21 protein-coding genes are annotated in these 19722 nt (G+C 60.8%); 7 read left to right on the forward strand and 14 right to left on the reverse strand.

Annotation, left to right across the window (positions count from 1 at the left end):
- Positions 1–2 precede the first annotated feature (2 nt).
- Complete coding sequence (locus F4Y38_07345) at positions 3–365, forward strand: hypothetical protein (protein ID MXY49104.1); 363 nt, start codon at positions 3–5, stop codon at positions 363–365.
- A gap of 17 nt (positions 366–382) precedes the next feature.
- Here the strand turns inward: F4Y38_07345 and F4Y38_07350 are convergent, their stop codons facing one another.
- Positions 383–1504 carry a DUF3500 domain-containing protein gene (locus F4Y38_07350; GenBank protein MXY49105.1) on the reverse strand — a complete coding sequence of 374 codons (1122 nt, stop codon included), beginning with the start codon at positions 1502–1504 and terminating at the stop codon, positions 383–385.
- 170 nt (positions 1505–1674) lie between these two features.
- Here F4Y38_07350 and F4Y38_07355 point away from each other — a divergent pair, with 170 nt between their 5' ends.
- From F4Y38_07355 to F4Y38_07365, 3 genes are all read left to right on the forward strand, one after another.
- The gene (locus F4Y38_07355; GenBank protein ID MXY49106.1) at positions 1675–2742 is read left to right on the forward strand and encodes a phosphotransferase; all 1068 of its coding nucleotides are present in this window, start codon (positions 1675–1677) and stop codon (positions 2740–2742) included.
- Positions 2739–3305, forward strand: a complete 567-nt coding sequence (locus F4Y38_07360) for a hypothetical protein (protein ID MXY49107.1) — start codon at positions 2739–2741, stop codon at positions 3303–3305. The genes F4Y38_07355 and F4Y38_07360 overlap by 4 nt, the downstream gene beginning before the upstream one ends.
- A gap of 252 nt (positions 3306–3557) precedes the next feature.
- Positions 3558–4001 carry a hypothetical protein gene (locus F4Y38_07365; protein MXY49108.1) on the forward strand — a complete coding sequence of 148 codons (444 nt, stop codon included), beginning with the start codon at positions 3558–3560 and terminating at the stop codon, positions 3999–4001.
- Positions 4002–4112: 111 nt separating this feature from the next.
- Here the strand turns inward: F4Y38_07365 and F4Y38_07370 are convergent, their stop codons facing one another.
- The 6 genes from F4Y38_07370 to F4Y38_07395 all read right to left on the reverse strand — a co-directional run bounded on the left by F4Y38_07370 (position 4113) and on the right by F4Y38_07395 (position 9790).
- Complete coding sequence (locus F4Y38_07370) at positions 4113–4577, reverse strand: PEGA domain-containing protein (GenBank protein ID MXY49109.1); 465 nt, start codon at positions 4575–4577, stop codon at positions 4113–4115.
- Positions 4578–4698: 121 nt separating this feature from the next.
- The gene (locus F4Y38_07375; GenBank protein ID MXY49110.1) at positions 4699–5835 is read right to left on the reverse strand and encodes a 5-(carboxyamino)imidazole ribonucleotide synthase; all 1137 of its coding nucleotides are present in this window, start codon (positions 5833–5835) and stop codon (positions 4699–4701) included.
- A 67-nt stretch (positions 5836–5902) separates the two neighbouring features.
- A complete protein-coding gene (gene purE, locus F4Y38_07380; GenBank protein MXY49111.1) occupies positions 5903–6406 on the reverse strand; it encodes a 5-(carboxyamino)imidazole ribonucleotide mutase in 504 nt (167 codons plus the stop codon).
- Between the two features lie 123 nt (positions 6407–6529).
- Positions 6530–6844: a hypothetical protein gene (locus F4Y38_07385; protein MXY49112.1), complete on the reverse strand. Its 315-nt coding sequence runs from the start codon at positions 6842–6844 to the stop codon at positions 6530–6532.
- On the reverse strand, positions 6844–7881 hold the full coding sequence (gene ypdA / locus F4Y38_07390) for a YpdA family putative bacillithiol disulfide reductase (protein MXY49113.1): 1038 nt from the start codon (positions 7879–7881) through the stop codon (positions 6844–6846). Before ypdA ends, F4Y38_07385 begins: the two co-directional genes overlap by 1 nt.
- Positions 7835–9790, reverse strand: a complete 1956-nt coding sequence (locus tag F4Y38_07395; protein MXY49114.1) for an ABC-F family ATP-binding cassette domain-containing protein — start codon at positions 9788–9790, stop codon at positions 7835–7837. The genes ypdA and F4Y38_07395 overlap by 47 nt, the downstream gene beginning before the upstream one ends.
- Here F4Y38_07395 and F4Y38_07400 point away from each other — a divergent pair.
- Positions 9789–10040: a hypothetical protein gene (locus F4Y38_07400; protein ID MXY49115.1), complete on the forward strand. Its 252-nt coding sequence runs from the start codon at positions 9789–9791 to the stop codon at positions 10038–10040. The genes F4Y38_07395 and F4Y38_07400 overlap by 2 nt on opposite strands.
- Positions 10041–10123: 83 nt before the next feature.
- On the opposite strand, the gene F4Y38_07405 is transcribed toward F4Y38_07400, so the two are convergent.
- From F4Y38_07405 to F4Y38_07430, 6 genes are all read right to left on the reverse strand, one after another.
- The gene (locus F4Y38_07405; protein MXY49116.1) at positions 10124–10444 is read right to left on the reverse strand and encodes a hypothetical protein; all 321 of its coding nucleotides are present in this window, start codon (positions 10442–10444) and stop codon (positions 10124–10126) included.
- A gap of 77 nt (positions 10445–10521) precedes the next feature.
- Entirely contained in the window at positions 10522–11301 is a 780-nt protein-coding gene (locus tag F4Y38_07410; GenBank protein ID MXY49117.1) for a hypothetical protein, read from the reverse strand.
- A 229-nt stretch (positions 11302–11530) separates the two neighbouring features.
- Complete coding sequence (locus F4Y38_07415) at positions 11531–12631, reverse strand: D-TA family PLP-dependent enzyme (protein MXY49118.1); 1101 nt, start codon at positions 12629–12631, stop codon at positions 11531–11533.
- 8 nt (positions 12632–12639) lie between these two features.
- Positions 12640–13728 carry a DSD1 family PLP-dependent enzyme gene (locus F4Y38_07420; GenBank protein ID MXY49119.1) on the reverse strand — a complete coding sequence of 363 codons (1089 nt, stop codon included), beginning with the start codon at positions 13726–13728 and terminating at the stop codon, positions 12640–12642.
- A gap of 176 nt (positions 13729–13904) precedes the next feature.
- A complete protein-coding gene (locus F4Y38_07425) occupies positions 13905–15041 on the reverse strand; it encodes a Gfo/Idh/MocA family oxidoreductase (GenBank protein ID MXY49120.1) in 1137 nt (378 codons plus the stop codon).
- Positions 15042–15075: 34 nt separating this feature from the next.
- Positions 15076–17349, reverse strand: a complete 2274-nt coding sequence (locus F4Y38_07430; GenBank protein ID MXY49121.1) for an MFS transporter — start codon at positions 17347–17349, stop codon at positions 15076–15078.
- A gap of 269 nt (positions 17350–17618) precedes the next feature.
- Here F4Y38_07430 and F4Y38_07435 point away from each other — a divergent pair, with 269 nt between their 5' ends.
- Both F4Y38_07435 and F4Y38_07440 read left to right on the forward strand, forming a co-directional pair.
- Positions 17619–17981, forward strand: coding sequence for a hypothetical protein (locus tag F4Y38_07435; GenBank protein ID MXY49122.1), 363 nt, complete (start codon positions 17619–17621; stop codon positions 17979–17981).
- A gap of 273 nt (positions 17982–18254) precedes the next feature.
- Positions 18255–18749: a cytochrome c-type biogenesis protein CcmH gene (locus F4Y38_07440; protein MXY49123.1), complete on the forward strand. Its 495-nt coding sequence runs from the start codon at positions 18255–18257 to the stop codon at positions 18747–18749.
- Here F4Y38_07440 and F4Y38_07445 read toward each other — a convergent pair.
- Positions 18740–19666, reverse strand: a complete 927-nt coding sequence (locus tag F4Y38_07445) for a LysR family transcriptional regulator (GenBank protein ID MXY49124.1) — start codon at positions 19664–19666, stop codon at positions 18740–18742. The genes F4Y38_07440 and F4Y38_07445 overlap by 10 nt on opposite strands.
- Positions 19667–19722 lie beyond the last annotated feature (56 nt).

The following is a 19722-nucleotide window of genomic DNA, read 5'->3' on the forward strand; positions in this document are numbered from 1 at the left end:
AAATGACCAACCATGACCCGCATGTGACCTCCCTAGCATTTTACCTGGCGGACCACTACGGCCTGACTCAACCTGTCGATGTACGCGAACTGGAGCCCGGGGCCAATCGGAACTTCGTCGTTACTTCGCAGGGTCAGCTGTACGTCTACAGGATCTATACGGACCATGACTTCTACGTCCGTAATCCCGATGCCTACCGGTACAAACTCGACCTGCTGGCATTTCTGGGAGCATACAACCTGGCTGTACCCGAACCGGTCAAGCGGCTGGATGGACAAAAGCTGAGTGTTTCGGAGGCTATATTCGGCGCTCAAATCGGTGTTCAAATTGACAACCTGCCGGTTTTAGCGAACGCCTGGACGTAAGAACACGCTCGCAGGATTCATTCGGCCCCGATCCATGCGGTACCGTAGTCGTTATCCATCTCTCGATACATGCTGTGAACGTGATCTACGGTGTCCTCGCCGTTCTGAACCGCATATTCGAGTACGATGGACGTGCCGGTTACGCGGAAATACGCTGCGCCCGGGACATTCTGCCGTCCCCACCATCCAAAGTACGTGTCCTCGATATCGGCCTCCACGGCTTTCATTTTCTGTGCATAATCGTCATTGTTCATGAAACCCAGTCGGGCCTCAATGACATCCAGGAGCAACGTTTTCTGCATGGCGGTCAGTTCGCTTCCCCTGATGCCTTCCGGCGCAACGGTAACACCATACTTACCCGGCCCCAGCAGAAGGTCGATGGGCCGATCTGAACGCACGGCTTGTCCTTTCTGTTTGTCCGTAAGGCTCTCCATGAACACCTGTGCCGCCGCAGTTTCCTTTCGCGTAACGAAGATGTCGTCTCCGTCCAGGTGCAGGTGCAGCGGTTGGCCGCCTGTCAGCATAGGTGAAAAGGAAACGTTCGGTCCGAATACGGTGGCGTTTATGGCGAGATGATGCCCTCCGAACTGGAACATCCAGGGCTCAGTAGTGGACGGTTCACCGAGAAAAGCAGCGGTGAAATACCTGCTGCCGTACTTCATGACGCCGAGTACGTCTCCAGAGATCAGCAAGTCTTCCGCGGCCAGTTGATGCGTGATGTTCTCCATACCGGCTTCACTCAGCAGTTCCCCAAGAAGTTCATCCAGAATCGCCCGCTGTGCTTCAGAGAGCACACCGAGCATTACACCTCCTCGCGGAACCATGCCCTCGGGTAAGTTGGACCAGTTCGAGCGCTGTGCGTTATCGGTAAACCGGTATGTTGCCGCCTGTCTTTGACTGTCGTCCAGCGAATCCAGCAAGAGCCTTGCAGCTGCCACGATGGCCTCGGTTTTCTTGTCTGCAACAGGGACCTCGTAATCGTTTTTGAACTTGATTTCTACCGATGAGGGGCCCGTTCCAAAGAAAATCCGCGTCCCAACATCCGGGCGAAACAACAGATAGGCGAAAAACGCGGCAACGACCATCATTGCACCGAGAAGGCAAATCAACACACGATTCATGAATCCCGCCTTATTCATACATTCCTCAGAAAGATGTGCGGTGTCCGGCACATCTCGTTCAGTCCGAAGCAACTCACCAGGTCGAGCTGTTGCTGGCCGGACATCAGGACGATGATATTGGGTCGCTCAGGCAATGAAATTAAACTTGTTGCCCTGGTCAAGTTTGCAGACTAATATCTGCACCCATCATGAACAATACTTTCGACTCTTCCGCATCTGCCGGATCAACGGGGCAGTCCTGTGCCGCAGTCGCCACTTTCCTAGTGGAGCACTATGGCCTGGCTCCACCCGTCGACGTACGCGAACTGGAGCCCGGGGCCAACAGGAACTTTCTCGTCACCTCGCAGGATCAGCGATACGTCTACCGGATCTATACTGACCACACTTTCTACGTCCGCAATCCCGAGGCCTACCGTTACGAGCTCGACCTGCTGGATTACCTGGGGGAATACAACCTGGCCGTACCCGAACCGGTCAGGCGGCTGGATGGCCAACGGCTGAGTGTAATGGGCTCTGCGACCGATAATCCATCCGGTCCTTCTTCCGGACCATGGAGCGACGGGACCTGCGGCGCCCTGTTTCGCTTCTTTGAGGGAGAGGAACATGTAACCTGGTATCCTGAGGTGAAAGAACCTGTCGTAATCTCATTTGGTGCTTCCGTGGCCGAGATGCACCAGCGGGCGGACCAGTTTCAGAAACCATATTGCCGTCACCATTTCGATCTGCAATACCTGCTGGACGGTCCGCTGCAGACGCTGGAATCCATCCTGAAGGAGCGGCGCGGCGAGGACCTGTCTTTCTTCAAAGATTACGCCGATCACATGCGCCGACAGATCAACGCGCTGGGCAAGGGTAAGGACATCTACGGTCTCATCCATGCCGATCTGCACGTCGGAAACATCCTGTATCATCCCGACAACGGATACTGCATCCTGGATTTCGACCAGTGTGCCTTCGGCTGGCGGGCGTATGACGTGGCGACCTTCAAGTATAACATCATCGAGACGGTGCCGGATCATTTGACGGACGAAATCTGGCGTTGCTTCCTGGAAGGATACAACCGGGTACGTCCATTAACCAAGGCGGAACTGGACTGCCTGCCGGTCTTCGCGAACGCCTGGACGCTATGGGATATCGGCGAGACGTTGGTACTGGCAACGGAGTGGGGCGGTCACCGGCCGGACCTGGTCGAGGGAGATCTGACTCAGGACGAGTATTTGGACTGGGCGGTTGAGACTTTGCGGGGGATGGTGTGAGAAGGATACCGAAAACCGTATTCATTTTACTGCTTTCTGTGGGTTATCCGTCGTTTACTGAGGCACAGAGTGTGGGAGACAGGCTTCGCGTCACTACGCCGTATGCTCGTTATGATGGTTACCTATCGGCCCATGACTCAACCGGCTTTAGCTTGAGTCAGCGAGATGGTCATCATCTGCGGATTCGCCATGGCGAAATCGAATTGCTTGAGCGTCACGTGGGTACACAGTCATACAGGGCAGTAGGTTTCCTTGTTGGCGGGGGCATCGGGATCGCGGCAGGCATTGTGTTAAGTCAAATCGCAGATAACTCCTGTGACCAGGGTACGGTATCTGATGATTCCTGTGAAGGAAAACCCTGGATCGATGGAAAGCTGGCTGCTTCGATTGGCGGTTCCAGCCTTGCGATAACCGGGTATATGGTCGGCGTGCTGATCAGGAGGAATGTCTGGCAGCAGACTTCCGTCCCAACAGTCGGAAGTCTTCAGTTTTACCCTACAATAGAAGTCCAATTTGCCTATCAATCGGCCTGGGTAGGTATCGGTCTGGCTATGTCGTTCTAGTGTTTGTCTTGCGGCACAGCATTCAACCGATAGCACGCTTATGGCTTTGATGTCTCCAATGTCTGTAACTACAAAAGACTACCGAGATATGTGATTCCGAAGTACCCGTCTGAAGTAAGAGAGGTTCGAGTGATGCACATTTGCCGAGTCCTGTTCGGCCTGTTGATACTCATCATACAGCCCATTTCGACGGCACAGATCGTGGGAGACCGGCTAAGGGTCACGACCACAGAGGGACGTTTTGATGGGTACGTGACAGCAATTGATTCCACTGGTATCGATCTCGATTTACGGAATGATGGTTCACACTTGGTACCACATGCCGATATCGTACTACTTGAGCGATTTATGAGGACGCGGTCCTACAAGAAAGAAGGATTGCTGATCGGAGCAGGTGTGGGCGTCTCGGCAGGCATTATTGCGGGTTTGATTGTGGATGGCTCTTGTGAACAAGGAGTGAAATCCGATGGTTTATGTGACGTAAACGGCTGGGCTGATGGAAGATTGGCTGCTTCGATCTGGGGTACTGGTCTCGGATTGAGCGGTTTTATTATAGGCGCGTTGATTAGAAAAGACGAATGGCAGCAGATTGCCACCCCAACGCTCGGAAATCTTCGGTTTTACCCTTCGATCGATGTCCGTTTTAATAACCACACAGCCTGCGATGTGCGTGTTGGTTTTGCAGTAAAGTTCTAGTGGCTTGAAGGATCAATCCCTGTTTTAGCCCACCATCTGTTAAAAGAGGGTGTCACAAGCCTGACACCCCCCTTATAGGTTCTGCAATACAAGTGAAGAACCAATGTGATTCTACTTAATTTCCAGTTGACCTATTTTCACCCAGTCAATATTCGGGATTAATACTGTAACAATGTAAATACCTTCGTCTGATCTATTAACGGTGGATGACTGACTAACCAAAGTGGCACTTAACTGTGCAGGTTCAAATTTGTAGAGCCCGCCAGTGATCGCATCAACAGCTAGCCCGATAGCTGCACCGAAAATGATGTTTCCCCACATCCAGCCACTTACTTTACGTTGAAACGTAAGTCTTGCTGTGTGGTAACCATCTAGAGATATGTTTACTACATGCTGATCTTTACGTTTCATTTCAATAAACAGTGGCGTAATCCCCAAGTGTTGGTTGTTTACCGAAACTGTAGCACCTTCAGGCACACTCGATACCCCAACAGATTGAGTCTTTCCATGCATAATCGTCGCACACCCGATGGGTAATACAACCATTATTAATGGGAGCCACTGACGCAGTTTCATTCGTACTCCCTTAGCTAAAAGCGAATTTCATAGTGTCAATCTAACTATTACATCAGAGATTTGTATAGGACTGTCAAGAATCGATATCTGAGTTGGTGATTACTTGCCAAATGCTGGTTTATTATCCGCCCAACCCCCTCCTCGCCTCCACCACCCTTTCCACCGCCTGCTCCCGCGTGTCCGCCATAGCTGTCAAGTGCCCCATCTTTCTGCCTGGCCGGGCTTCCTGTTTCCCGTATAGATGTAATTTGATCTCCGGAATGGCCAGGACCGCCGCCCAGTCGGGCTCGCCATTCGCCCACAGATCTCCCAGCAAGTTGGCCATGGCCGCGGGCCGGGGCTGCTCGGTCGATCCGAGGGGCAGGCCGCAAACGGCTCGGACCTGTTGCTCGAACTGGCTGGTAACGCAGGCGTCGAAGGTGAAGTGACCCGAGTTGTGGACGCGGGGCGCGATCTCGTTGATGATGAGGTTCCCGGTGCGGTCGAGAAAGTACTCGACGCAGGCGACCCCGACGACGTCGAGGGCTTCGAATACCTTCCGCGTGAGGTTCACGGCGGTGACGTTTACCGCGCCGGACACGTCGGCTGGAGCGGTCGTAACGTCAAGTATGTGGCGACTGTGCTTGTTCTCGACGGCACCGTAGTGGGCGAAATCGGCGTTCAATCCTCTCGCGGCGACCACGGACAGTTCGAGTTCGAAATCGATAAACGCTTCTAGCACCGCTTCCTGCCCCGCCATGGTCGTCCAAGCGTCGCCCACGTCGTCAGCCGAATCGATCTTTACCTGACCCTTTCCGTCATATCCGAAACCGGCCGTCTTGAGCACGGCGGGCGTACCGATTTCCTCGACGGCCGCTGCCAGTTCCTTCCCCGACTTGACGTGACGAAACGGCGCGACCGGAAACCCGTGCTCCGCCAAAAAAGTCTTCTCCCGCAGGCGGTTCTGCGTCGTGTGGAGTACGCTGCCTTTGGGGCGAACCGGTGCGATGGGCGATGCGGCGTCGACGCATTCGGCGGATATGTTCTCGAACTCAAGGGTGATGACGTCCACATCGGCGGCGAAGCGCTTCACAGCTTCCACATCGTCATAGGCGGCCACGACTTCGCGGTCTGCGACGTGACCGGTAGGCGAGTCGGATTCTGGTGAGAGGGTGTGGATGCGATAGCCCATGCGCCGGGCGGCGATGGCGATCATGCGGCCGAGTTGGCCGCTTCCGAGGATACCGATGGTCGATCCTGGAAGGATTGGGTCGTTCATGTCGCGGAGCCGTCCGTTACGGTCCGGTCGTTTATAGCGCTCGCGACGGCCAGTTCGTGTGTTCCACTCACGTCAGCTCGTCCCCCATGACCTTCCCGGTCTGATCCTCCCGATACTTCCTCAGTTTCTCCCGCAGGTCCGGCCGCGAGTTGGCCAGGATGGCCACGGCGAGCAGGCCCGCGTTCACGGCGCCGGACTGGCCGATGGCCAGGGTGCCCACGGGGATGCCGCGGGGCATCTGGACGATGGAGAGCAGGGAGTCCATCCCATTGAGCGCCTTGCTTTCTACAGGCACGCCGAGTACGGGAAGGAGCGTCTGGGCAGCCATCATGCCGGGCAGGTGGGCTGCGCCGCCGGCGCCTGCGATGATGACTTCGAGGCCTCGTCCCTCGGCCTCGGCCGCGTACTCGGCCAGCCAGACGGGCGTGCGGTGGGCCGAGACGATCCGGCATTCGTGGGGCACGCCAAACTGCTCGAGCACCTCCTGGACGTTCCGCATGGTGTCCCAGTCGGACTTGCTGCCCATAACCACGCCGACGAGGGGATTGGAAGTGGGTTTGTTTACGTTCATGGATTCACCTCTTCAACGACAAGGGCATTGGCGTGTAGCAACTGAGCAACCTGATGAAATGTCGCCACGTACGGAAGGTCGCCACCCGCGGCATGGCACACCGCGGACAGTGAAACATTCGTCTCAAATCTTGCATGCGTCGCCGTTGCATCCCATTTTTCTTCGTCCCGCGATCTTCAGGACGGGCGGCAGGTACAGCAGCAGTCCGAAAGGAACCAACAGGGGAACCTGCAAGCACACTTTGCGAGCCGCATAGATCCCGGTGAAAGTCCGGTCCGTTCTGTTTTCGACCACGACGATTTCGCCTGCGGGAACTTCTCCAATCGGCGACCGGTCGGTCCGCAGCTCGACCCGGTCCAGCCAGTCCATGCGACCCGTGCGTGCCGCCTTTCGCGCGCAGTCGGGACAGTGCTCATTGAAATACAGTCTTACACTCACTACTTAACCCCGTCCTGCGCCAGAATATGCTCCACCACCTTCGGTCCATGCAAGCGGCTATTTTCGATGAAGATGTCGCTGCTTACGTTGCCGGCGGTGATGACGCCGATGATGTAGATACCGGGCACGTTGGATTCGAAGGTGTCGGGGTCGTGGACCGGAATGTTGTCTTCGGGCAGGACTACGACGCCTGTGCCGCTGAGAAAGGGCACGTCGGGGCCGTGGCCCGTCATGCAGAATACGAAGTCGTTCGGGATCACGCGCTTCGAGCCCGACACGTCCAGGACGACCTCGGTCTGCCGGATCTCCTTCAGCGTGGAGTCCATGATGGCCGTGATCGATCCCTCGGCGATGCGGTTCTCCAGGTCGGGCAGGACCCAGTACTTAATGCCCCGGAACGCGCCGCGGCGGTAGGACATGGTCACCCGCGCGCCGGCGCGGTAGAGGGTCAGGGCCGTCTCCACGGCCGAGCTCTTGCCGCCCACGACGAGGACGTCCCGGTCGAAGTAGGGGTGGCCCTCCTTGAAGTAGTGGAAGACCTTGGGCAGTTCCTCGCCCGGCACGCCGATCCGGTTGGCGCTGTCGAAGGCGCCGGTGGCCAGGATGACCTTCCGGGTGCGGTAGTGGCGGTCGCCCTCTCGCTGCGAGACCGATTCGATCTCGAAGTCTCCGTCCTGACCCGAGATGCGGGTGACCTCCTCGTAGGTGTTCACCTTGAGTCCCTGGGACTCGACGAATTTCAGGTAGTAGTTCAGCGCCTCTTCCCGGGTGGGCTTGAGCCCCTGGACGATCATGGGCACGTCGCCCAGCGAGATGAGTTCCGGGGTCGAGTAGAAGATCAGGCCCGTGGGGAACTGGTAGATGGTGTGGACGATGCACTGGCGCTCCACGACCACGTAGTCCAATCCGACCTGCCTGGCGGCGTAGGCCGCGGCGAGTCCGGCCGGTCCGGCTCCGATGATGACGGCGTCGTACAAGTTTCCTCCGATCCTAGTCTTCCAGTTCCATGGCGACGACCTCCCACTCCAGGTAGAGATTCTCCAGTTCCTGCCGGGCGCGTGCGTAGGCGCTGCCGACCCGTTCGACCTGCTCCCGGTCGGAGAAGGTCCCTTCCTCGCCGAGGTCGCCCTCGAGTCGGGCGATCTCCGCCTCCTTCTTCCGAATGGCCTCCTCCAGCGCTTCGGCCATCATCCGCTGCTCCTTGCGTTCCTTTTTCCGGGGATCGTAGGCCGTCCCGCCCGCCCCGCCCGTCGTCCCGCCAGCCGTTCCGGCACTATCGCCAGCCGTTCCGGCCCTGCGGCGTGGCTTCTTCTCCTTCGACCGCGCGGCTTCGAGGCGCTGCTCCTCCTTGTAAGCCCGGTACTCCGAGTAGGTGCCTTCCCAGTGGCGGACGCCGTCCTGTTCGAAGATCAACAGCGCGCCGACCATCTGGTCGAGGAAATACCGGTCGTGGGACGCCACCATGAGCGTGCCGGGGTAGTCGGCAAGGGCCTGCTCGAGGGCCTGCCTGGAGAGGATGTCGAGGTGGTTGGTCGGTTCGTCGAGGACCAGGAAGTTCGGTTCCTCCAGGATCAACTTGGCCAGCGCCAGGCGCCCCTGCTCCCCTCCACTCAGCAGGTTCACCTGCTTGAAGACGTCGTCTCCGCGGAAGAGGAAACGGCCGAGGAGGTTGCGCACCGTGCCCTCATTCAGGGCCGGCCTGACCGACCAGAGTTCGTTCAGCACGGACCGCTCGCCCGTCAGGCTGGCCCGTTCCTGGTCGTAGTAGCCGATGTCCACGCCCGTGCCCAGGCGGATGCGCCCGGACGTAGGCGTCTCCTGGCCCACGATCATGCGGAGCAGCGTGGTCTTGCCCGCGCCGTTGTACCCGATCAGGCCCACGCGGTCGCCCAGGTGCTGGGTGAAATGCAATTCCGAGAACAATGTCCGCGTGCCGTAGCTCTTGGATAGGTCATCGAGGGCGAGCACGTCCCGGCCGCTGCGCTTCATCGTCCCGAAGTTCAGAGAGGCCGACCGGTGCTTCGTCCGCGGCTTTTCGAGGCGGTTCAGGCGCGCCAGATGGCTCCGCCTTCCCTGGGCCTGCTTGGTCTTGACGCCCTCGATGGTCCGGCGTATGAATTCTTCCCGCTCCTTGATGAAGGCCTGCTGCTGGTCATACGCGCGCTGCCGCGCCTTGAGGCGTTCGGCCTTGACCTCCATGGCACGGGTGTAGTTGCCCGGGAAGTTCTGCAGCCCCAGGTCTTCCAGTTCGGCGATCCGGTTCACTGTCCGGTCGAGGAAGTAGCGGTCGTGGGAAACGAGCAGGATGGCCGCCGGGTGATCGGAGATGTAATCCTCCAGCCACTCCGTCGCGGCTACGTCCAGGTGGCTTTCCGGCTCGTCCAGCAGCAGCAGGTCCGCGTCCCCCAGCAGCAGCTTGCCCAGGCGCAGGCGCGTCTTCTGCCCGCCGCTGAGCACGTTGACCGGCAGGGGCAGATCCTCCTCTTTGAAACCCAGGCCGTGGAGCACGGTCTTTGCGCGGTGCGGGTAGGTGTAGCCACCGGCCCGTTCGAACTCCTCGGTCAGCCGGCCGTACAGCCCCAGCCGGCGCTCGGTTTCCTCGGCGTCGCCCTTCGCTTTCTCCAGCGCCGCTTCGGCCTCGCGCAGCTGCTTTTCCAGTTCATGAATGCGCTCGAAGCTGCTCAGCGCCTCGTCCAGGACCGAGTTGGTGGCTGTCAGGTGCGCGTCCTGGGTCAGGTAGCCGGTCCGGAGGTCCCGCCGGCGGGAGATCTCACCTTCGTCCGGCGACAGGTCGCCGGTGATGAGCTGCAGCATGGTCGTCTTGCCGGTCCCGTTGGAACCGATCAGGCCCACGTGCTGGCCGGGGTCGATGCCCCAGCTGATGCCCTGGAGGACACACTGCGCGCCATAGTGTTTCGTGACTTTGTGGAAGGATACGAGCGCCATGGGTCAAGCCGTGATTGAGGAAGTCGTGGTCGCCGAGGGCATGCTCACGCAAGTCGTGTTCGTGGTCGCCGTGTTCGTGTTCGCCGAAGGAAACCGGGTAATATCAAAAAACCATGGAAGGCTGGCCGATAGCTTCCATGGTTTCGTCGAGTGGGATGCACTCAGTACGGCATTTTGTATGCGTGCGACCCGGTCAGGCACAGGCCTGTCCAGGCAGTCCAGGCAGTCCAGGCACATCCGGGCCGGGTAGGTCTTTGTACGGATGCCGACTCGCAGGGGCGGCCCCTGAAAAGTGAGCGGGTGCCGCCGGGTCGGGTCAGACCGGCCCGTGAATCAGACGGCGGCTTCCTGGGCGGTGACTTCTCCGTCCGCGTACCATTCCACGAAGTTGTAGACCCCCTTGCGGATGATCCCGCGGGGATTCCCGTGTATGTCCACCCGGTCGCTGCGCACCGTGACGATCTTGGAGCGGGTATCGATCTCTTCGTCGGGCACGATGACCCGGGCTACGAAGAACTTGCCGTCCTGCTCGCAGACGCCGAATTCCATGTTCTTGCTGTTCAGATCCTGAACGCAGAACTCGATGGCTTCACGCTTTTCGAATTCGCCTGTTACCTGAATGTATTCGCCCTCGGTGGGTCCCAGTAGCTGCATACGATCGCTCTCTTCCTGCCGCGTGCCCATGGTTACCGATGAAATCCAGGTCGCTTAATGAGTGCGCACGCCTCGACTCAGCGACCCCGGAATGCCGCGGGACGTTTCTCGAGAAACGCCGCGATGCCTTCCGCCTTGTCCTCTGTGGAGCTCACCGCTCCGAATTCTCGGGCCTCCAGCGCCAGGGCTTCGTCCAGCCCCTGGTCCAGCCCTTCGTTGACGCAGGTCTTGATGGAAGCCAGCGCCACGCCGCCCTTGGCGGCCATGCGCCCGGCCAGTTCCCCGACCGTCTCCATCAAGTCCTCCGGCTCCGTAACGCGATTGACGAGCCCGAGGCGATGGGCCTCGGCGGCATCGAACATATCGCCCGTCATCATCAACTCGAGGGCCCGTCCCCGGCCGATGAGTCGCGGCAACCGCTGCGTGCCGCCCCATCCCGGGACCAGGCCGAGGTTGATTTCCGGCTGGCCGAACCGGGCTTTCTCCGAGGCGTACCGCAGATCGCACGCCATGGCCAGTTCGCATCCGCCTCCCAGCGCCACTCCGTTCACGGCGGCAATGACCGGCAATCTGAAACCTTCGATCCGCCGGAAGAGGCGATGCCAGCGATGGGTCATTTCCTCGGCGTCCGAACCCGACAGCCGCTGCAGTTCACGGATGTCGGCTCCGGCGGCAAAGGCCCGATCGCCGCTCCCCGTGAGAATCACCACGGAAGCAGCCGGGTCGTCGTCAATCTGGTCGAGCGCTTCACCGAGTTCGCGTCCGACCTGGGCGCTGAGCACGTTCAGGGGAGGATGGTCGATCGTGATCATGACCACCCCGCCGTCCTGCTCTTTGAGGATCTGCTCAAACGACATGCAAGCGCCTTGTCGACGTGCCTTAAAACAACCCATTTCACCGGGACGATTCCAATGGAAATCGACCCGGTTTCCGCGGAAAGCGCGAACAGTTTAAGATAATGTATTTACGTCACTTCGTCAATAGCAAAGTTTGAAATTGTAACAGGATCGTCACACAATCCAGGAGGGGTACCGCCAGGAAAATCCAGGTCGCCGGAGCGCGGGAAAGGCAGGGAAATCGCGGGCCCTATTCCCGGTCCCGCGCGTCGACCGTCCACTGCTCCCGGCAGCGGCCGTCGCCGTCGATTACGTACACCTGGCGATGCAGTGCGGAGCAGGGGCATACGTGGGTTGGGAAGACGTAGATGGGATCGCCGACCGACAGGCCGGAGCTGTCCACGCTGTCCATGACCCAGTGTTCCTCGTTGTGCTGGCCGGGTTCGGCACCGGGGAGGTTCCAGGGGATGCCGCGCTGTCCGGCCGGGTCCGAAGCGATGGACTTGTTGCCCAGGTCGAGGGTCACGCGCGTCGCCGTGGGAATGCTGATGATGCGGCTGAGGAGCAGGGCCGCGGCTTCGAAGGGCAGGTCGGGAAAGCGGCTGCCGTACCCCCAGTCCCAGAATACCGAGGTGCCGGGCGAGGGCTCCACGTCTTCGGCCGGGGCATAGCACGGGAAGGATATAGAACCGCCCATGACGCGCCTCGGCACGGGCAGTCCCCGGGACTCCAGCCGGGCCTGGAACGCCCGCACCTGGTCCAGTGCGCCGCCGCAGGCCAGCCGGCGTTCTTCGATGTCCACCTGGTGGTTATGGCCGTCGTAGCCGTGCAATCCGCCGGGTGTGATGCCGGGCAGGCGGTCGAGCAGCGCGTAGAGTTCGAGCGCTTCCGGGCCGGCCTCGATCCCGGTGCGGTGCTGGCCCACGTCGAAGTCCAGCAGCACGTCGATGGTCACGCCGGAGCCGGCCGCCGCCGCCGACAGCGCCTCTGCCGCGCCCGCATCGTCCACCATGCTGCGGAAAGTCGCCTCGGGATAACGGCCGGCCAGCTCGACCAGGCGTCCGATGTTGGGCCCGATCATCTGGTAGGCGACGAAGACGTCCTCCACGCCCATCTCCGCCAGCATCCGCGCCTCGTATATCGTGGCGCACTTGAACTTGCCGATCCCGGCCGCGCGCTGCATCTCGATGACGGCCCGCATCTTGTGGGTCTTTATGTGGGGACGGAGGCGTTCGGGGCCGCCCGCGATCTCCAGGGTCCGGTCGATGTTTTCCTTGAGCCGCTCCCGGTAGACAAGCATGGAGGGACTGGGTATCTCGTCGACGTTGGCTACGAGGTATCGGGGATCCATGGGTACTCCTACTGTAGTTTACCGCGCGCCGCGATGTCCCACACGGACTCAACCGTACCGCCGCGCACGCCGTAGAACCGGTCGTGGAGGTTGATGGTCGTGCAGCAGTGGCTCGGGACGATGTGGAACTTGTCGCCCGGCCTGAGCGTGCAGGACGCGCCGGGCAGCTCGATCTTGACGTGTTCCTCGGACTGGCGCAGGATCGACGCGCCGTCCACGCCGCGGACGGTCTGCAGTCCCATGTCGTTCGTCATGGTCTTCAGGCCCGCGTCGGCGACGGCGAGTTCGTCGCCGGGCCGGCTGACGATGGTGGCGTAGATGGTGAGTGAACAATCGAATTCGGGGATGCGTTTCCGGTAGGTGCCGTCCATCAGGATGTAGGATCCCGCCTGCACTTCGTTCACGCCCGGAAACGTCCCGGTGACCTTGTACGTCCCCGTGCCGCCGCCGCTGACCAGGTCCACGGCCAGACCCCGCTCGCGTATGTAGTCGGCCGTCTGGGTAAGCATGGTCATGGACGCCCGGCAGCCGGCGTATCGCTCCTCGTCGTTCGGGTTGCCGATGATGTGGCCCTCGTAGCCCATCACCCCGCGAAAGATGACGCCGGGATGCTTGTCGATGGCCTGGGCGAGTCGCCAGGCGGGTTCGCCGGGCGGCACGCCGCAGCGCTCCATGCCGACGTCGACCTCGATGATCATGTTCACCCGGGTGCCGGCGGCCAGCGCCGCGTCGGAGATCTCCCGGACGTTTTCCTCGTGGTCCGAGGCGACGATGACGTCCGAATGGCGCGCGAGGGCGACGAGCCGGTCGATCTTGACCCGCCCGACGACCTGGTTGGCCACGAGGATGTCGCGAATGCCCGCCGCCGCCATAACCTCGGCCTCGCCCAGCTTGGCGCAGGTGACGCCCCGGGCGCCGGCCTCGATCTGCCGGTGGGCCAGGACCGGCGTCTTGTGCGTCTTGGTGTGGGGCCGCAAGTAGGCGTCCTTGTCGGCGAAGAACGCCGCCATGCGGGCGATGTTGCCTTCCATCAGGTCCAGGTCGATCACCAGGGCCGGGGTGTCGATGTCTTCGATCGGACTGCCGGGACGGGCCATGAGGCGTACTCCAGAATACTCGATAGATGCAAGCAGTTAAGTGTATAAACTTAGCGTATAAACAATGTATAGCCGTCCGCGCCTACCGCTTAAAGTATCTTCAGTGTATAGACGGGACGGCGAGGTAAAGAGTATGTTCAATGTATAGCCGACGGAAGGGCGAGGTACATTTTAATCTACCAATCCCGCGAATTCGGCACGGGCAGCGAACTGCCGTTCTCGGCGATGGACTGCTGGCTGACGAGGCCGGGCAGGGTCATGTCCATGGCCTCGTGCAGGCCGATGGACGGTTTGCGCCGGCCTTCCGCAGCTTCGATGAATTCGACCAGTTCATGGTAGTCGCTCCCGCCGTGCCCGGCGCCTTTCGCGGCCGCCGCCCTCATCCAGTCGGGCAGGAACTCCTCCTCCAGTTCGTGAAGGTCCATCCACGTGTTTTCGTCCGCGCACCGGGACCGCAGCCAGACGCGGTACGGCTGTCCCTTGCCCCGGGCCGATTCGTAGCAGCCGTCGGTCCCCTGGAGCTGGTAGTTGGTCAGTGCATGAGGGCGGTCGGAGGTAAGGTCCATCCGGATCTTGGCCAGGCCGCCGCCCGCCATCTTGCAGAGCATGACGCTCGTGTCCTGGGCGTAGGGCCTGCCCTCCGCGTCCAGGTAGTGATGGCCGCTGCCGTGGCATGATACGTACGCCACGCGGTCGTCGAACCACTGGAGGATGGGTCCCAGGCTGTGGGTCCCGTAGGTGATGCCGTCGATGCCGGACTGCCAGTGGCGGCGCCAGACCTGCTCGGGCGGCAGTCCCCGGGCCGCCAGGCGATGCTCGTCGTACCCCTTGAGCTCGTGGAGGTACTCCCCCTCGGCATAGTAGGGCGTGCCGAAATGCCCCGCCTTCACGAGCGCCTTCACCAGCACGTTCTCCCGGATGTAGGTGTAGTTCTCGCCCATCATGTACACGCGGCCGGAGGCCCCGGCCGCCCGGACGATCCCCCGGCACTCCTCGACCGAAACCGCCGCCGGGACCTCGCTGAATACGTGCAGCCCCCGGTCCAGTGCGGCGATGGCCTGCGGCGCATGCAGCGGCATGGGCGTGGCGATGATCACGCCGTCCAGGTCGGACCGTTCGAGCATTTCATCGTAGTCAGTGTACCGCTCCGAGGCGCCGAGCAGCTCGGCGGTGGCGGGCAGCGCACCGGCGTCGACGTCGCACACGGCGTGTACGCGGACCCGCGGGAGGGCATCGCAGGCGGCGCGGAAGCTCATGCCCCGGCCGCATGCCCCGGCGATGCCCAGGTGGAACTGTTCGTGACGAGGGTTCATAGCCGATCTCTTTCAGGTTCGTCGGGCCGGCCGGTCAACTCACCAGCGTGGCGATCCGTCTCATGCACACCGCCAGGAAGATCTCCTGCGCGCCGGGCAGGTCCTGGTGGGCATCGCTGTCGATGAAGTGGTTCATGGTCATGATAATGAGATACACCGACAGGGTGTCAAGGGGACTCTGTTCCACGACGGGGTGGCTGTCGCGGATGAGCGCCGCGAGCAACCGGGCCTGTTCCATCATGGCCGGCACGTCGTTGCGTTCATAGGCCTGGATGAATAGGGCGAAGAGGCTTTCCACGCTCCGGCGGGTGTCTTCGGGAACCGCCTTCGATTCGGTAAACCGGGAAACGGTCCGCTTGATCATGCGTTCCAGTTCGCCATAGCGTTCGTTTTCCTCCATGGACAACAGCTTGTAGAAGCGGTCTCCGGCGCCCAGCGTGTGGCAGATATTGTTGAGCAGCTGCAGCCGCACCGCGGGCGATGTGAAGGATCCGAGCCGGTCGAAGGTCGGCTTGATGATGCGGTAGTCCTCGCGGTGGCTCAGGGCCTCCACGAGCGTGGGGAAGGTCAACGGATCCACGTTGTTCGAGAATTGCCAGAACAGCAGTTCCTGCACGTCGTCGCCCTCCATCTGTCCCAGCCCGGAAATGGCACTGATCCGCACCCTGGGATCTTCGTCTTCCAGGGCCTCGACCAGCGGGTCCACCGCTTTGGCGTGTTTCAGCTGGCCCAGGGCCTCGGCCGCCTCGCTGCGGATGTCCGATGAAGGACTCTCCAGTTCCCGTATGAGCGAGTTCACCGCCACCTCCGAGCCGGTTTCCCCCAGCGCCCGCGCCGCCTGCCGGCGCACCTTGCCGCTGGCGTCGGACAGGGCCTGGACAAGGTGGTCGATGGCCATGGGATTCCGGGACCGACCCAGCCGGTAAGCCGCCCGCGCGCGCCGGTCTTCGGCCGTGGCCACGTTGAACACGATGTAGTTGAAGGTGTAGCTCAGCAGGTTGCCGCGGAACATGTTCGAAAGGAGCTGCTGGGACGAGATGGAGCGGGCGTCGCGTACCGGCCGGAGCAGGAACAGCGGCACGAAACGCATGATCCCGCTCAGGAAGAACAGGAGATTGATGTCCTGGATCAGGAACCCGGCCACGGTGAAGCGGACCCCGGCCAGCGAAGCCACCAGAATGCCGCCCAGGAGCGGACCGGCGGCGTAGAGCAGGTTGATCGACGTGGACCACGAGGCCATGTAGGCGACCCGCTCGTCCTGGTTCTCCTTCGGAAGCAGCGCGTACTGCAGGGGCGTGACCGCCAGGTTGATGCCGCCCATGATGAGGCCGGAGAGCAACATGGCGACGGCGACCATGGCGTGGTTGCCGGGCTGGCACAGCCCCCACAGAAAGGCGTTCAACGCGCCGGGAATGATGAGGATCTGGAGGACCGGCTTGCTGCCGAAGCGGTCGATGATCACGCTCCAGGCGCGGTAACCTGCTATAGTGGCGAGCGTGCCCAGGGCGCTCAGCAGGGAGATGGCGGTATAGCCGAACCCCAGCCGGTCGAGCATAAACACGCTGAAGAGCGGACCGGAGAGTCCCAGGGCGAACTGCCAGGACGCGTAGAATGTAACCAGCCGGCGGAAGTTCCCGTCGCGAAAGGGCTGCAGCAGGTGGCGCAGGGGATTCCGGGTCTCGGTCTCGTCGACACGGGACGGGTAGGGCGTGCGCCTGAGAAACAACGGCCCGGCGGCGCCGCAGAGGGTCCCCACAACGAAGACCACCACGAAGGCCATGAGCTTTTCGTCACCGGGAAACCAGTCCACGAATCGGCCCGTCATGACGCCCACCGCGGCGCCCACCAGGCTGTTGACGATGGTCTGGCGGCTCGTGAAGCGGGCGCGGATGTTCTCCGGGACGGTGCCGGCGACCCAGTTCGAGTAGAAGGGCGTGTAGATGTATCCCGCGGTCAGCCCGGCGACCAGGAAGATGAGCAGCATCCGCTGGTGCAGCGATTCGACGAAGAGGAAGGGGATCGTGATCATGAGCCCCCGGAACAGCGCCTCCAGCACGCCGTTCCATACGACCCAGCGCTTCTTGTTCTCGATGGTCTTGCTGAAGAGGGAGGAAATGATCTGCACCGGCGCGAGGATCGATGCGATCGCGGAGTAGAAGGCGATGTCCGACGCGTCCGCGCCGAGTGACAGCACGAAACCCGCGAAGACGGCCGTATTCGTGCCGACCATCTGGCCCCAGGCGCCCCAGAGTCCTCTCACGACGATAAAGGATCGAAGCGATCGGTTGACTTCGCCCCGTGAAAGCATGTTGGATTGCTCCGTTGGCCTGTCCGAATCAGCCGTATCACGGCCCCGCAATATCAAGTGCCGACTTCGATTGACTACACGGTCCCTCGGTCACGCTAAAAATGCACGGTCCGCCATATGCCGCGCTTCCCGCGAAACGCGCCACAGAATAGGAGCGCTGTACCGGTAACGTCAAGAATATAAAAAGAAAAAGCGAGAATCGTGGCCGGCATTTCCACTATTCCGTTAATAATCACAATGGAATCGGATCATTTAAAAGGAGCATGGAAATGGAAACCATATCAATCTGGATCCAGCCAGCCGTATTGGTGACAGCCTTTATCTTCTTCTGGCGGGAGGCCAGGGGGAGCAGGCGGGAAATCAAGGCCGACATGCTTGAAACAGAATCCAGGATTCTCGACGGGATTGACGAGAAAATTAAAGTCGTGGACGTGCGGTTTGATGCCGTGGAAAGGCGATTCGACGAAGTGGACCGGCGGTTCGATGCCGTTGACCGGCGGTTTGACGCTGTTGACCGGCGGTTCGATCGGATGGAGGAACGAATGTCCTCAGTCGAAATCCACCAGGGCAGACTGAACGAGAGGATGACGGCCACGGAAGGACGGGTGAATGAAATGGACGCCAATAACTGAGCGAACGGGCCCTGAAATTGAAGAAATGGCGCTAAATCGTGAGGCTAAGTGCGGATGTCAACGAGTTGAAGCAGGGCAGAACGGCTTCCAGAACAGGTCGGGCTTCTGTTGGCTGATTCCGTGAGCTGATTCCGAAAGCTGGTCTCGTAAGCTGGTTGTATAAATCAAATCAAATCAGATCAAATCAAATTGACAGTCGAGCCAATTGGCGTACATTATAATCATAATAGTAAAGGACTGCTACCTCAACCTACAGCCAGCCTGACAGGATCCATGCGACGCACCGCACTCTTCTTCATACTTCCGGTACTGGTGTTTCTGGCAACCCACGGCACGGCCGTTGCGCAAGTTGAAGCTGTCGTGGACGAAGGCCGGGAACAGATCGCCGCGTCCGTCGAGGAGTTGTTGATCGCGCCGTGCTGCTGGCGCGCCCCGCTGAGCCAGCACTACTCGGGTACCGCGGAACGGATGAAAGAGGATCTTCGGGAAATGCTCGCCAACGGGCAGACGCAAGAGGAGATCCTTGATCATTACAAGGCCATGTACGGCGAACGCATCCTTTCCTCCCCGCCCAATGCCGGGTTCAACCGTCTGGCCTATCTTTTCACGCCGCTCATGTTCCTCATCGGCGGCGGGGTCATCTTCATCACGCTGCGCCGTTGGCGGTCCGGACGGCTAAGCCGCGGTGACGCCCAGGTCGTCGCAGGTACAGGCACCGGTCCCCGTCACAGAGACCGCATCGACGCGGAACTGAACGCCTACGACTGATCCCTTTTCTGCCGCTCCGTCCAGGCCTCGCCCTCGCCGTAACTTTCGAAGATATCCTCCAACAGCACTTCCAGCACGGGGCTGAAGTACCGTCCGCGCCGCCAGGCCACGCCGATATCCCGGCTGAATTCGAAGCCCTCGACGGCAACCTCGCGAAGCGTGCCGGCCGCGATGGATTCCCGGACCGTCAGTGAAGGCAGGAAGGAAATCCCCACGCCCGCCTCCACGAGTTTCCGCATGGCCTCCGGACTGCGCATTTCCATGACGACGCGCGGCGACACGCCCACCTCGGTGAATCGTTCGTCCACGATCCGCCGCGACACGGAATCCTCGTGAAAGAGGATCAGCGGCTGTTCCGCCACCTCCGTCAGCGCGACCGACTTCCGGCCGGCGAAGGGATGGCCGCCGCCGACCACGAGCGGCATGGCATCGTGGTAGATGGACATGGTCTCGATCCGGGGATGGGCGTACGGCAGGGTGATCAGGGCGAATTCCGACCGGTTGGCCAGGAGTTCCTCCACCAGGTAATGGGAGGGCGAGACGTGCACGGACAGTTCCAGTTCCGGATACCGTTCCACGTAGCGCTTGAGGATGTCGGTGAGCAGGTAGGTCACCGCGGCGTCGGTGGCGCCGAAGGCGAAGCCCTCGCCCGGCAGTACGTCCCCGCTGGCCAGGCGGTTCTCCGCCTCCTCGGCCAGATCCTGGATGCGCACGGCGTAGTCGACCAGCGTCCGGCCTTCCATGGTCAGCGATACGTGGCGGCTGCCCCGGTTGAACAACTTCACGCCCAGCGTCTCTTCCAGTTCCCGCACGCCGTTGCTCACCGTGGGCTGCGTCACGTGCATGTCCCGGGCCGCCCGGGAGAAACTCTCGCGCCGCGCGACGGCAAGGAAGTATTGCAGGTAGTACAGGTTCATGGCGTTTGCTCCTTTAACTATAGATAGCGTCTATAGATAATATAACAATAATTAAT

It is taken from the genome of Gemmatimonadota bacterium, from assembly GCA_009838645.1.
Classification (GTDB): domain Bacteria; phylum JAAXHH01; class JAAXHH01; order JAAXHH01; family JAAXHH01; genus JAAXHH01.